Source organism: Streptomyces dioscori, assembly GCF_003024195.1.
In the GTDB taxonomy this organism is placed as follows: domain Bacteria; phylum Actinomycetota; class Actinomycetes; order Streptomycetales; family Streptomycetaceae; genus Streptomyces; species Streptomyces dioscori.
This window is the reverse complement of sequence record NZ_KZ679044.1, coordinates 82,612-95,423: the sequence shown is the minus strand read 5'-3', so window position 1 is coordinate 95,423 and position 12,812 is coordinate 82,612. Positions and strand designations below refer to the sequence as shown.

11 protein-coding genes are annotated in these 12,812 nt (G+C 70.6%); 7 read left to right on the top strand and 4 right to left on the bottom strand.

Annotated elements, in window-relative coordinates; all coding sequences use genetic code 11:
• The first annotated feature begins 23 nt into the window (after positions 1 to 23).
• Complete coding sequence (locus C6Y14_RS18990; RefSeq protein ID WP_107017923.1) at positions 24 to 2,177, top strand: SpoIIE family protein phosphatase; 2,154 nt, start codon at positions 24 to 26, stop codon at positions 2,175 to 2,177.
• Positions 2,178 to 2,246: 69 nt separating this feature from the next.
• Here the strand turns inward: C6Y14_RS18990 and C6Y14_RS18985 are convergent, their stop codons facing one another.
• Together C6Y14_RS18985 and C6Y14_RS18980 are read right to left on the bottom strand one after the other, a co-directional pair.
• Positions 2,247 to 3,218 carry a pirin family protein gene (locus C6Y14_RS18985; RefSeq protein WP_107017922.1) on the bottom strand — a complete coding sequence of 324 codons (972 nt, stop codon included), beginning with the start codon at positions 3,216 to 3,218 and terminating at the stop codon, positions 2,247 to 2,249.
• 407 nt (positions 3,219 to 3,625) lie between these two features.
• On the bottom strand, positions 3,626 to 4,123 hold the full coding sequence (locus C6Y14_RS18980) for an SseB family protein (protein WP_055517152.1): 498 nt from the start codon (positions 4,121 to 4,123) through the stop codon (positions 3,626 to 3,628).
• 274 nt (positions 4,124 to 4,397) lie between these two features.
• Here C6Y14_RS18980 and C6Y14_RS18975 point away from each other — a divergent pair, with 274 nt between their 5' ends.
• The 4 genes from C6Y14_RS18975 (at position 4,398) to C6Y14_RS18955 (ending at position 9,655) form a co-directional block, all read left to right on the top strand.
• Entirely contained in the window at positions 4,398 to 6,224 is a 1,827-nt protein-coding gene (locus tag C6Y14_RS18975) for an acyl-CoA dehydrogenase (RefSeq protein ID WP_107017921.1), read from the top strand.
• Positions 6,225 to 6,473: 249 nt separating this feature from the next.
• The gene (locus C6Y14_RS18965) at positions 6,474 to 7,772 is read left to right on the top strand and encodes a M18 family aminopeptidase (protein WP_107017919.1); all 1,299 of its coding nucleotides are present in this window, start codon (positions 6,474 to 6,476) and stop codon (positions 7,770 to 7,772) included.
• Between the two features lie 140 nt (positions 7,773 to 7,912).
• Positions 7,913 to 9,292 carry a hypothetical protein gene (locus tag C6Y14_RS18960; RefSeq protein WP_159074269.1) on the top strand — a complete coding sequence of 460 codons (1,380 nt, stop codon included), beginning with the start codon at positions 7,913 to 7,915 and terminating at the stop codon, positions 9,290 to 9,292.
• 111 nt (positions 9,293 to 9,403) lie between these two features.
• Positions 9,404 to 9,655, top strand: coding sequence for a DUF6458 family protein (locus tag C6Y14_RS18955; protein ID WP_107017917.1), 252 nt, complete (start codon positions 9,404 to 9,406; stop codon positions 9,653 to 9,655).
• Between the two features lie 181 nt (positions 9,656 to 9,836).
• On the opposite strand, the gene C6Y14_RS18950 is transcribed toward C6Y14_RS18955, so the two are convergent.
• On the bottom strand, positions 9,837 to 10,235 hold the full coding sequence (locus C6Y14_RS18950) for a cupin domain-containing protein (RefSeq protein WP_107017916.1): 399 nt from the start codon (positions 10,233 to 10,235) through the stop codon (positions 9,837 to 9,839).
• Positions 10,236 to 10,288: 53 nt separating this feature from the next.
• On the opposite strand from C6Y14_RS18950, the gene C6Y14_RS18945 reads away from it, so the two are divergent.
• Both C6Y14_RS18945 and C6Y14_RS18940 read left to right on the top strand, forming a co-directional pair.
• A complete protein-coding gene (locus tag C6Y14_RS18945) occupies positions 10,289 to 11,296 on the top strand; it encodes a GlxA family transcriptional regulator (protein ID WP_107017915.1) in 1,008 nt (335 codons plus the stop codon).
• Positions 11,293 to 11,787, top strand: coding sequence for an LURP-one-related/scramblase family protein (locus C6Y14_RS18940; protein WP_107018211.1), 495 nt, complete (start codon positions 11,293 to 11,295; stop codon positions 11,785 to 11,787). Before C6Y14_RS18945 ends, C6Y14_RS18940 begins: the two co-directional genes overlap by 4 nt.
• Positions 11,788 to 11,987: 200 nt before the next feature.
• On the opposite strand, the gene C6Y14_RS18935 is transcribed toward C6Y14_RS18940, so the two are convergent.
• Positions 11,988 to 12,809 (bottom strand): carbon-nitrogen family hydrolase, encoded by an 822-nt coding sequence (locus tag C6Y14_RS18935; RefSeq protein ID WP_107017914.1) that lies wholly within the window; start codon positions 12,807 to 12,809, stop codon positions 11,988 to 11,990.
• Between the last annotated feature and the right edge of the window lie 3 nt (positions 12,810 to 12,812).

The following is a 12,812-nucleotide window of genomic DNA, read 5'->3' as shown; positions in this document are numbered from 1 at the left end:
TCACCTGTTCATACAGTGGGTCAATGCGCACAGGTGATCCCCTTCCGTCCGTGGGGGATGTCCTCGTCACCCTCGCCACCGGCCTGTGGAGGTGGGACGACGCCGCCGGGAAGGTCACCCTCGACGCCGAGGCCGCCCGGCTCCTCGGCCTGCTCTCCCAGCCGACCGTGCTGACGGAGGCAGGTGTACGGGCCCGTTTCCACCCCGTCGACTGGAACGAGGTCAACGGGGTCGTCCAGCTCGCCGCCGCTGAAGGAACGCTCGCCGAGCTGCGGCTGCGGGTCATGGACGACCAGGGCTGCGTACTGCGTACCGTACGCAGCCGTTCCAAGCCGTCGATCGACCCGAACACCGGGGCGTACCAGCTGATCGGCACCCTCCAGGAGGTCACCGAGCCGCCGCCGGGCGCCGCCGCGCGCTCGCCCGTGACGGGTGACTGGCGGCGCTCGCGCGAGGCGTTCCTGCTGGACGCGGGGCGCGCGCTGGCCGAGGCGCGGAACACGGAGGAGGTGCTGCGGGTCGCGGCCGGTCTGTCGATGCCCGGCTTCTCACCGGACGGGCTCGCGGTCTTCGGCGCGGAGGCCGACCGGCTCACCGTCATCGGCCACTTCGGGCAGCAGCCGGGCGACGAGGAGCCGTTCTCGCACATGCCGCTGGAGACGGACTATCCGGCCGCGGAGGTCGTCCGCACCGGCCGCGCGGTCTATCTCTCCTCCCCGGACGACTACCGGGGCCGCTTTCCGGCCGCCTGGCCGCTCGCCGAGGGCTTCGGCCGGGAGTCCTGGGCGTTTCTGCCGCTCACGGTGGCGGGGCGCACGATGGGCGCGTGGATGGCGGCCTTCACGTATCCCGTCACCTTCACGCCCGACGAGCGGTCCGTGCTGACGACGGTGGCGCGGATGCTGGCGCAGGCCCTCTCCCGGGCCGGGGTCGCCGAGTCCGAGCGGGAACTCACCGACGGCCTGCAGCGCTCGATGCTGCCGACACTGGGGCCGAAGATCCCCGGCATGAGCGTCGCCGCCCGGTACGTGCCCACGGGCGGCGGGCTCCAGGTGGGCGGCGACTGGTACGACATGATCCCGCTGCCCGGCGGCACCTCCCGGACCAGCCCAGGGGGCGGCCGGTTCGCGCTGGTCATCGGTGACGTCCAGGGCCATGACGTACGCGCGGCGGGACTGATGGGCCAGCTGCGGATCGCGCTGCGGGCGTACGCCTCGGAGGGACACCGCCCGGACGCGGTCCTCTCCCGCGCCTCACGCTTCCTGTACGGGATCACCTCCGACGACGAGATCGCGGACCTGCGCTTCGCGACCTGCCTGTACGTCGAGGTGGACCCGGAGAGCGGCGTGCTGGAGATAGCCAGGGCCGGGCATCCGGACCCGGCGATACGCATGGCGGACGGGACCGTGCTGACCCGGCCCACCGCGGGCGGGCTGCCGCTGGGCATCGACCCGGACGCCGACTATCCGACGACGCGGCTCGTCCTGGAGCCCGGCGAGACGATGCTCATCTGCACGGACGGGCTGATCGAGACCGGCGGCCATGACCTGGAGACCGGCTGGCTGAGGATCCGCAAGATCCTGGAGAGCCACGACGGTGACATGGAAGTGCTCGCCGACGCGCTGGTCAGGGCCGTGCACGGGCCCTCCTCGCATCACATGACGGGCCCGCTGGCGGACCGCCGCGAGGACGACATCGCGGTGCTGCTGCTGTGCCGGGCGGGGGAGGAGGGCTGCGATCCGGACACCACGACGACCGTGCGGCCGACCGTACGGCGCACCATGCTGACCATCGCGCAGGCCGAGCCCCAGAAGGTCGCGCTGGCACGGCAGCAGCTGCGGGAGTTCCTGCACGACTGGCCCTCCGTCGACCAGGTCGACTCGGCGGTCCTGCTGGTCTCCGAGATGGTCACGAACGTACTCGTCCACACGGACGCGGACGCGCTGCTCGTCGCCGAGATGACGGGCGCGGCGGGCACCCGCCGGATACGCATCCAGGTGACGGACGGCAGCGACGACCTCCCCCACCGGCGCCACCCGGGCGAGCTGGCGTCGTCGGGCCGGGGCCTTGTCCTCACGGAACTGCTCGCCGACGCGTGGGGCGTCGACCCGCGGGGCGAGGGCAAGAGCATCTGGTTCGAGCTGTACGAGGACGGCCACGGGGGCGGGGCCGAATGACGAGAGGGGCCCCGTCCGCACCGGACGGGGCCCCTCTCGTCACTCTCGTCATACGCCGCTCGGTGAGCCCTAGAGCCCGCCCTCCGACATGCCGTGCACGGCCGGGACCGTGCCCAGGCGGCCCTTCTGGAAGTCCTCGAAGGCCTGCTGGAGCTCGTCGCGGGTGTTCATCACGAACGGGCCGTAGTGGGCCATCGGCTCACGGATCGGCCGGCCGCCCAGGATGACGACCTCCAGGTCCGGAGTGTTCGCGTCCTGCTTCTCGTCCGCGCGGATCGTGAGCGAGGAACCCTCGCCGAAGACGGTCGTCTGGCCCGTGTGGACCGGACGACGGTCGGCTCCGACACTGCCGCGGCCGGCCATCACGTACGCGAGGGCGTTGAAGTCCTCGCGCCACGGGAGGGTCAGCTCGGCGCCGGGCGCCACGGTCGCGTGGACCATGGTGATCGGCGTGTGCGTGATGCCGGGGCCCTCGTGACCGTCCAGCTCACCGGCGATGACCCGCAGGAGCGCGCCTCCGTCGGCGGTGCTGAGCAGCTGGACCGAGCCACCGCGGATGTCCTGGTAGCGCGGCGCCATCATCTTGTCCTTGGCCGGCAGGTTCACCCACAGCTGGAGCCCGTGGAAGAGACCGCCCGAGACGACGAGCGACTCCGGCGGGGCCTCGATGTGCAGCAGGCCCGAGCCCGCCGTCATCCACTGGGTGTCGCCGTTGGTGATCGTGCCGCCGCCACCGTTGGAGTCCTGGTGGTCGAAGACGCCGTCGATGATGTAGGTCACGGTCTCGAAGCCGCGGTGGGGGTGCCAGGGGGTGCCCTTCGGCTCTCCCGGCGCGTACTCCACCTCACCCATCTGGTCCATCATGATGAACGGGTCCAGATGGCGGTAGTTGATCCCGGCGAACGCGCGTCGGACCGGGAAGCCCTCACCCTCGAAACCGCTCGGTGCGGTGGTCACGGTGAGCACGGGACGGGCGACGGCCTCTGCCGATGCCGCCACACGGGGCAGGGTCAGCGGGTTCTCGACGGTCACTGCAGGCATGTCGGTACCTCCTTGTGCTCGGAGTTTAGTTGAACGTAGAACTTCTTGCCACCCGCAACACGAAGCGCTCGGAGGGAATTCCCTCCGAGCGCCAGGGGGTGGTGGCCAGGGGTGGTGCCGGGTGCGTGGTCGGCTGCGGGCCGGTGGGGGTCGTTCGCGCAGTTCCCCGCGCCCCTCAAAGACTGCGCCGTTCCCCGCGCCCCTAAGGGCAAGAGCAGGGGCGCAGCCCCGATTTTGAGGGGCGCGGGGAACTGCGCGAGCGGCCACGACGCATCCGCGGACTCGCGCGCTCCGCAGCCCCCACCCCCCTCAGGGGCGCGGGGAACTGCGCGACCGGCCCCCACGGGCCCGCGGCAGACCACGCACCCGGCACCACCCGGACAGGGCAGGGCAGGGCCCGCGGAGCGTCAGCCGTACATGCGGCGCATCGCGAAGTCCACCATCTGCTCGACCGCCTTCGCGTCGAAGACGATGCGGTGCTCGCCCTCCATGTCCAGGACGAATCCGTAGCCGGTGGGCAGCAGGTCGATCACCTCGGCCCCGGTGATCACGAAGTACTTGGACTCCTTGCCCGCGTACCGGCGCAGTTCCTTGAGCGAGGTGAACATCGGGATCACGGGCTGCTGGGTGTTGTGCAGCGCCAGAAAGCCGGGATTGTCGCCGCGCGGGCAGTAGACCTTGGACGTGGCGAAGACCTGCTGGAAGTCCTCGGGGGTCAGCGACCCCGTGGTGAACGCGCGCACCGCGTCCGCGAGCGACGGCGGCGACGGCTCCGGGTAGAGCGGCGGCTGCTGGCCGTACCCGCCGACCCCGCCGACCCCACCGGGCATCTGCTGCTGCGGCGGCGGCTGGGACTGCGCGTACTGCTGCTGCCCCGGTCCCACGTTCTGGTCGTAGCCGTACATGGGGGCAAGAGTACCGACGGCACGGGGCCCCAAGGTCGTCCCGGCCGGATTTCCTCGAACAGGTGGCAGGCGCGCCGACTCGCAGCCGAATGTAGAGCCTGCTCACACTTGGACAATCAGGGGTTGCTTCTTATTACCGACGGGTAGCATCATCGTAGCTACTGGTTGGTACGCGAACCAGATGCGTGCCGGCCGCGAACCGTAGCTCGAACCACGTAGCCCGACCAGGTACGAGGATTGACCACCTCCCCGATCCCTTAACGGAGCCGTCGCCATGGGGCACTACAAGTCGAATCTCCGCGACATCGAGTTCAACCTCTTCGAGGTGCTCGGGCGCGACAAGCTGTACGGCACCGGCCCGTTCGCGGAGATGGACACCGAGACCGCCAAGAGCATCCTCGAAGAGCTGACCCGCCTCTCGGAGAACGAGCTGGCGGAGTCCTTCACGGACGCCGACCGCAACCCCCCGGTCTTCGACCCGGAGACCAACACCGCGCCCGTCCCGGCGTCCTTCAAGAAGTCCTACAAGGCCTTCATGGACGCCGAGTACTGGCGGCTCGGCCTGCCCGAGGAGATCGGCGGCACCACCGCGCCCCGCTCCCTGATCTGGGCGTACGCGGAGCTGATCCTCGGCGCGAACCCCGCGGTCTGGATGTACTGCTCGGGCCCCGCCTTCGCGGGCATCCTCTTCGAAGAGGGCAACGAGGTCCAGAAGCACATCGCGAAGATCGCCGTCGACAAGCACTGGGGCTCCACCATGGTGCTCACCGAGCCGGACGCCGGCTCGGACGTCGGCGCCGGCCGCACCAAGGCGGTCCAGCAGGAGGACGGCTCCTGGCACATCGAGGGCGTCAAGCGCTTCATCACGTCCGGGGAGCACGACATGGAGGAGAACATCCTCCACTACGTCCTCGCGCGGCCGGAGGGCGCCGGACCCGGCACCAAGGGCCTGTCCCTCTTCCTCGTACCGAAGTTCGAGTTCGACTTCGAGACCGGCGAGCTGGGCGAGCGCAACGGCGTGTACGCGACGAACGTCGAGCACAAGATGGGCCTCAAGGCGTCCAACACCTGCGAGATGACGTTCGGCGACCGCCACCCCGCCAAGGGCTGGCTCATCGGCGACAAGCACGACGGCATCCGCCAGATGTTCCGCATCATCGAGTTCGCCCGCATGATGGTCGGCACGAAGGCGATCTCCACGCTCTCCACGGGCTACCTGAACGCGCTGGAGTACGCCAAGGAGCGCGTCCAGGGTCCCGACCTCGCGCAGTTCATGGACAAGACCGCGCCCAAGGTCACCATCACGCACCACCCGGACGTGCGCCGCTCGCTGATGACGCAGAAGGCGTACGCGGAGGGCATGCGCGCGCTGGTGCTGCACACCGCCGCGCTCCAGGACGAGATCCAGGTCAAGGAGGCCGAGGGCGAGGACGCGTCCGCCCTCGAAGCGCTCAACGACCTGCTCCTGCCGATCGTGAAGGGCTACGGCTCCGAGAAGGGCTACGAGCAGCTCGCCCAGTCGCTGCAGACCTTCGGCGGCTCCGGGTTCCTCCAGGAGTACCCGATCGAGCAGTACATCCGCGACGCGAAGATCGACACGCTGTACGAGGGCACCACCGCGATCCAGGGCCAGGACTTCTTCTTCCGGAAGATCGTCCGCAACCAGGGCGCGGCGCTGAACTCGCTCGCCGAGGACATCAAGAAGTTCCTGGCGCTCGGCACCGGCGGCGAGGAGCTGTCCGGCGCGCGTGAGCACCTCGCCAAGGCGGCCGTCGAGCTGGAGGCCATCGTCGGCCTGATGCTCACGGACCTCGCGGCGACCGAGCAGGACGTGAAGAACATCTACAAGGTCGGGCTGAACACCACCCGCCTGCTGATGGCCTCCGGTGACGTCGTCGTCGGCTACCTGCTGCTGAAGGGCGCGGCCGTCGCCGCCGAGAAGCTGGAGACGGCCTCGGCGAAGGACCGCGCGTTCTACACCGGGAAGATCGCGGCGGCCAACTTCTTCGCCGCGAACGTCCTGCCGGGCGTCACGGGCGCGCGCAAGCTCGCCGAGGCGGTCGAGCTGGACCTGATGGACCTGGACGAGGCCGCGTTCTGACCGGTGCCCACCCCGGGGGCTGCCGCCCCCGAACCCCCGCATCGCGCTGAACGCGCTCGTCCTCAATCGCCGGACGGGCTGAAGAAGGAAGGCGGGGCGCAGCCCCCGCCTTCCTTCTTGAGGGGCGCGGGGAACTGCGCGGCCGACCCCCACCGGCCCGCACCCGACAGCGCACCCCCACCCCTTCCCCACCGGAGGGCCCGTTCCCATCCCCGGGAGCGGGCCCTCGTCCGTCGTTAAGGTGAACCCATGCGCACACCCCCCCGCTTCGACCGCGGCCACACCGACGACCTCATGTCCTTCCTGGCGGCGAGCCCGTCCCCGTACCACGCGGTGGCGAACGCCGCCGAGCGGTTGGAGAAGGCCGGCTTCCGCCAGGTCGCGGAGACCGACGCGTGGGACGGGACCACGGGCGGCAAGTACGTGCTGCGCGGCGGCGCGATCGTGGCCTGGTACGTGCCGGAGGGCGCCGAGCCGCACACCCCCTTCCGCATCGTCGGGGCGCACACCGACTCCCCCAACCTGCGGGTGAAGCCACGCCCCGACAACGGCGGCCACGGCTGGAGACAGGTCGCGGTCGAGGTCTACGGCGGTCCGCTGCTCAACTCCTGGCTGGACCGCGACCTCGGACTGGCCGGGCGGCTGTCGCTGCGGGACGGTTCGACACGGCTCGTGAACGTCGACCGCGCGCTGCTGCGGGTACCGCAACTCGCCATCCACCTGGACCGTTCCGTCACCGCCGAGGGCCTCAAGCTCGACAAGCAGCGGCATCTGCAGCCCGTCTGGGGCCTCGGCGACGACGTGCACGACGGCGATCTGATCCGCTTCCTGGAGCAGGAGGCCGGCATCCCCGAGGGCGAGACCATCGGCTGGGACCTGATGGTCCACTCGATCGAACCGCCCGCGTACCTGGGCCGCGACAAGGACCTCGTCGCGGGCCCGCGCATGGACAACCTGCTGTCCGTGCACGCCGGTACGGCGGCCCTGGCGGCCGTGGCGAGCGCCGAGGAGCCCCTGCCGTACATCCCGGTCCTCGCCGCGTTCGACCACGAGGAGAACGGCTCGCAGTCCGACACGGGCGCGGACGGCCCGCTGCTCGGCGGCGTGCTGGAACGTTCGGTCTTCGCGCGTGGCGGCTCGTACGAGGACCGGGCGCGCGCCTTCGCGGGCACCGTCTGTCTCTCCTCCGACACGGGCCACGCCGTGCACCCGAACTACGCGGAGCGGCACGACCCGACGCACCACCCGCGCGCGGGCAAGGGCCCGATCCTCAAGGTGAACGTCAACAACCGCTACGCGACGGACGGTTCGGGCCGCGCGGTCTTCGCCACGGCCTGCGACAAGGCCGGCGTGCCGTTCCAGACCTTCGTCTCCAACAACTCCATGCCCTGCGGCACGACGATCGGCCCCATCACCGCGGCCCGCCACGGCATCAAGACGGTCGACATCGGCGTGGCCATCCTGTCGATGCACAGCGCCCGCGAACTGTGCGGCGCGGACGACCCGTTCCTGCTGGCGAACGCGTTGGTGGCGTTCCTGGAGGGCTAGGACGGGGCACCTCTTGGGCCTCTTGGGCCTCTTGGGCCTCTTGGGCCTCTTGGGCCTGTTCATGACAGCCCTCTCCGGCTTACGATGCCCCCTTGCTCAGCTTGATCAGCTCGATCAGCTTGTCCACGGGGGGACTTGGCATGAGACAGCGGTATGCGCCGAAACGGCGTTCCACGGTGCTCGCCCGCGCGTCGGTCGCAGCCGGACTGCTGCTGGGGGTACTGGGGACGGTGCCGGCGACCGCGTCCGCCGCCACGGCGGCGCCCGAACTGGTGGCAGCGGGCGGCAGCGGCGAACCGTCCAGCGGGCTGCTCGCGGTCACCGCACGGTCCGACAGCCCGATCACCGCCGTCACCGCCCACCTCTTCACCTCGGACGGCTCCGGCGGTTCTGACGGTTCTGGCGGTCTCGAAGAGGTCGCGACGGTCGACGACTTCCACCTCAGCTCCGGAAGCGACACGGACGGCCGCTGGGCGACGACGACACCGTTGCGCCTCGCCGAACTCGACACCTACCGCCTCGTCGTGGACCTCACCGACGCCGACGGGGACACGTCCACGACACAGAGCACCACCGGATTCGCGTACTGGCGCACGGCGGACCTGCACGACTTCGACGTCACCCCCGAACACCCGGACCACAGCCACCAGCAGGTGTCCGTCTCCGGCCGGTACACGGTCACCGATCCCCGTACGGGCCTGACGGCGCCCGCCGCCGACAGCGACGTCCAGCTCATCACCTCGAACGGGGGCTCTCCCGTCCCGGTCCGCACGGACACCGACGGCCGGTTCACCTACGCGTACACCCATACGCGCGACGGCCGGGGCCTCGTCACTCCGGACCTCGACCTGGCCCCGCCCGCGCAGCAGAACACCGCCACGGCCTACGTCACACCGGTCCGGTCGGCCACGCGGGTGCTGCTCGACACCGACGAACTGAGCACCGTCGAGGGCGAGCCCGTGACCGTCTCGGGCCGTGCCGAGGTGATGGGCGAGGACGACTGGGAGCCGCTGGCCGGAGCCACCGTCCGGGCCCTGTGGGACAGCGACTCGGGGGCCGCCGTGACGCGCCCCGTCACCGACTCCGAGGGCCGGTTCTCCGGCGAACTGCTGATGCCCCGCTCGGGAACGGCACAGGTACGGGTCCTCGGGGGCACGTATCTCGACGCCAGTGGGGAGGAGCCGCTGAGGGTGAACGTCGCCCGCGCCACCTCCATCGGCTCGTTCACCGTGTCCGTCGGCAAGGACTCCCGGCTCACCGCTCAGGGACGCCTGTACACCGGCGAGAGCACGCCCTCGGAGAGCGACAACAAGGTGCGGATCCAGTACTCCGCCGACGGCGCGACCGGCTGGACCACGGTGACCACGCTCGTCCCCGCCTCCGCCGATCCCGAGGAAGGCGCCCTGTTCCATGGCACGTTCACCGCACCCGCCGGGCAGGGCCACTACCGTGCCGAGTTCGAGGGAAGCCCCAACTGGCAGGCGGCGTACAGCGAATCGGTCCTCGTACCAGTTACCTGACGTCTCGTCCGCCCCTGCATGGAGGGGCCGCCTCCGGGTACCCGCACTGGGCCCGGGGCCGTACGGTCTCCGGGCCCGGCACGAGACCGTGCGCAACAGGAGGCGACATCCATGGGCCTGGGCGGATGCATCATTCTGATCGCCGCAGGGGCGATCCTCACCTTCGCGACCGACTGGGACATGCAGGGGGTCAACCTCGACCTGGTCGGCGTCATCTTCATGATCGTCGGCCTGATCGGCGTGGCGACCTTCGTCAGCATCTCCAAGCGTCGGCGGGCCGTGGTGGCGCCGCCGACCACCACGGTGATCGACGACCAGCGTCACCACAACCACAGCGGTTACAGCGACGGTTACGGCGGCTGAACGGCGTACGCGCCGTCTGATACCCGTAACTGAGGCAACTTCGCGTCGCCCGAGGTGACGAAGGGCCGGAGCGGCGGGCCGACGGGTTCCGGCCCCCGCAGCCGCCGTCGCCGTCCTCGCGCCCACCCCCGCCGCCCTGAACGCCCTGCTCACGGCAGTGAAACGACAGTGACGGCTCCGCTCAGCGCAGCGCGTGCCCCGTCGTCGCGTCCACATGGGCCGGTACCTCGTCGTGGCGGTCGCCGACCGTGGACGTGCCGGTCGGTTCGAGCATGAGGATCTCGGTCGGCACGGGAGCGTACGGCTTGTGCTCCGTGCCGCGCGGGACCGTGAAGACACTGCCCCTGGGCAGGGCGACCGTGCGCTCGCCGGCCGCCTCGCGCAGCGCGATGTGCAGTTCGCCGTCCAGGACCAGGAAGAACTCGTCGGTGTGGTCGTGCACGTGCCAGAGGTGTTCACCCTCGACCTTGGCCACGCGGACGTCGTAGTCGTTGACGGCGGTGACGATGCGAGGACTCCACCGCTCCGTGAACGAGGCCAGGGCGGCGGACAGGGCAACAGGTTCCGTGAGTGCGCTCATACCGCTCATCGTCGGCGATGGCGCACAGCTCGGACGAGTGCTAGAAATCGCACATGCCGCATGGATCCTCGCACCGCTCCTCGCACCGCGTGGCCGTGATCGTCGACGAGGGCATCAACCCCTTCGAGGTCGGGGTCGCGACCGAGCTGTTCGGGCTGCCCCGCCCCGAACTCGGCCTTCCGAACCCCCTGTACGAGCTGACGCTGTGCACGCCCACCCCCGAAGTCCGGATGAACCACGGCTTCTTCACGCTGAGCGGCGTGCCAGGGCTGGACGCGGTGGACAGCGCGGACACCCTCGTCGTCCCCGGCCGCCCCGACAACGTCGTACCGCGCGGGGAAGCCGTCCTCGACGCCGTCCGGCGCACCCACGCGCGGGGCGCACGCGTCGTGAGCCTGTGCACCGGCAGTTTCGCGCTCGCCGAGGCCGGCATCCTCGACGGGCGCCGGGCCACCACCCACTGGCGCTGGGCCGACCTCTTCCGGGAACTGCACCCGAAGGTCCTCCTGGAGCCGGACGTCCTGTTCGTGGACGAGGGGGACGTGCTGACGGCGGCGGGCAGCGCCGCGGCCTTGGACCTCGGGCTGTACATCGTCCGGCGCGACCACGGCGCCGAGATCGCGAACGCCGTGTCCCGGCGCCTCGTCTTCGCCGCCCACCGCGACGGCGGACAGCGGCAGTTCATCGAACGCCCGCTCCCCGACGTCCCGGACGAATCCCTGGCGCCGCTGCTCGCCTGGGCCTCGGAACGGATCGGCGAACCCCTCACGGTCCCGGACCTCGCGGCGCACGCGGCGGTCAGCCCCGCCACGCTGCACCGCCGTTTCCGCGCCCAGCTCGGTACGACCCCGCTGGCCTGGCTGACCGGCGAACGGGTGGCACTGGCCTGTCGGCTCATCGAACGCGGCGAGGAACGGCTCGACATCGTGGCGCAGCGCAGCGGCCTCGGCACCGCCGCCAACCTGCGGGCCCGGCTGCGCCGCGAGACGGGACTCAGCCCGACGGCCTACCGCCGGCGTTTCGGGCCGTCCGCCGGGGAAGCGCTAAGAACATGGGCATGAAATTCCTCGTACGCGACCGGCTCCTGGGCTTCGGTGACGACTACTGGATCGAGGACGAGCAGGGCCGCAAAGCCTTCCTCGTCGACGGCAAGGCGATGCGGCTGCGGGACACCTTCGAGCTGAAGGACCGGCAGGGGCGCGTGCTGATCGACATCCACAAGAAGATGCTCGCGCTGCGGGACACGATGGTCGTCGAGCGGGACGGCGAGCCGCTGGCGACCATCCGGCGCAAGCGGCTGTCGCTGCTGCGCAACCACTATCGCGTCACGCTCGCGGACGGCACCGAGCTGGACGTCAGCGGCAAGATCCTGGACCGGGAGTTCGTCGTCGAGTACGACGGCGAACTGCTCGCCCTCATCTCGCGCCGGTGGCTGCGGGTCCGGGAGACGTACGGCGTCGAGGTCGTACGCGACGACGCGGATCCGGCGCTGCTGATCGCGGTGGCGGTGTGCGTGATCCACTTGGCGGAGCGAGAATCCGAGTCGGACTGACAGGGCATTTCCCTCGCCCCCGCCGCCCCTACCCGTCCCGTCACTGACTCGGGGGCGCTGCCCCCGAACCCCCGGTCCTCAAACGCCGGACGGGCTGGATTTCCAGCCCGTCCGGCGTTTGAGGACAAAGGGGGCGAGGGGGCGCAGCCCCCATACGTGGACGGGAACGGGTAGGGGCGGCGGGGGCGAGAAAAGTCTGCTCACCGCCGCGGCGCCGCAACCCCCAGCAACCGATCCTTCAGCGCGGGAAACTGTTCCCGCGTAACCCCCACCCGCGCGGGATCGAAGTCCACCACAAGGACCTCCTCCCCGGCCCCCGCCTCGGCGAGAACCTCCCCCCAGGGATCGACCACGATCGAATACCCCGCCTGCGGCACCCCGGCGTGCACCCCCGCGGTCCCACAGGCCAGCACATACGCCTGGTCCTCGACAGCCCGCGCACGCGCAAGCAGCGTCCAGTGCGAGCGCCGCCGCTCGGGCCACCCCGCGGAGACGACGAGCGTCTCGGCCCCGGCGTCGACGAGCCCGCGGAAGAGTTCGGGGAACCGCAGGTCGTAACAGGTGGCCAACCCGACCGTGGTCTCCGGCAGCCGCACGGTGACCAGCTCGGACCCGGCGCCCATCAGCACGGCCTCGCCCTTGTCGAAGCCGAACCGATGGATCTTGCGGTACGTGGCGACGAGGTCACCGGACGGCGAGAAGACGAGCGAGGTGTTGTACAGCCCCCCGCCCGCCCCCGCCGCCGCTCCCGCCGTCCCCGTCACCCGTTCGGGAATCGACCCCGCGTGCAGCCACACGCCCGCATCGCTCGCCGCCTTGGCCATCACTTCGTACGTGGGCCCTTCGAGCGGCTCGGCCTCGGTGTCGAAGGACTCGTAGGCGAAGGCGCCGGTCGTCCAGAGTTCGGGCAGGATGACCAGGTCGGACCCGGTCTGCTGCCGTACGAGCGAGGCAACACGCTGTCTGCGGGCGTCGACCGATTCGGCCTCGTCCACGGCGATCTGGAGGAGAGAGGCGCGCACACT

What these genes read in the sequence shown, in the direction of transcription:
- C6Y14_RS18940 (WP_107018211.1), top strand. Translation starts at nt 11,293, where the DNA reads ATGAAATTCCTCGTACGCGACCGGCTCCTGGGCTTCGGTGACGACTAC.
- C6Y14_RS18955 (WP_107017917.1), top strand. Translation starts at nt 9,404, where the DNA reads ATGGGCCTGGGCGGATGCATCATTCTGATCGCCGCAGGGGCGATCCTC.
- C6Y14_RS18960 (WP_159074269.1), top strand. Translation starts at nt 7,913, where the DNA reads ATGAGACAGCGGTATGCGCCGAAACGGCGTTCCACGGTGCTCGCCCGC.
- C6Y14_RS18975 (WP_107017921.1), top strand. Translation starts at nt 4,398, where the DNA reads ATGGGGCACTACAAGTCGAATCTCCGCGACATCGAGTTCAACCTCTTC.
- C6Y14_RS18980 (WP_055517152.1), bottom strand. Translation starts at nt 4,123, where the DNA reads ATGTACGGCTACGACCAGAACGTGGGACCGGGGCAGCAGCAGTACGCG.
- C6Y14_RS18985 (WP_107017922.1), bottom strand. Translation starts at nt 3,218, where the DNA reads ATGCCTGCAGTGACCGTCGAGAACCCGCTGACCCTGCCCCGTGTGGCG.
- C6Y14_RS18990 (WP_107017923.1), top strand. Translation starts at nt 24, where the DNA reads ATGCGCACAGGTGATCCCCTTCCGTCCGTGGGGGATGTCCTCGTCACC.
- C6Y14_RS18965 (WP_107017919.1), top strand. Translation starts at nt 6,474, where the DNA reads ATGCGCACACCCCCCCGCTTCGACCGCGGCCACACCGACGACCTCATG.
- C6Y14_RS18945 (WP_107017915.1), top strand. Translation starts at nt 10,289, where the DNA reads ATGCCGCATGGATCCTCGCACCGCTCCTCGCACCGCGTGGCCGTGATC.
- C6Y14_RS18950 (WP_107017916.1), bottom strand. Translation starts at nt 10,235, where the DNA reads ATGAGCGCACTCACGGAACCTGTTGCCCTGTCCGCCGCCCTGGCCTCG.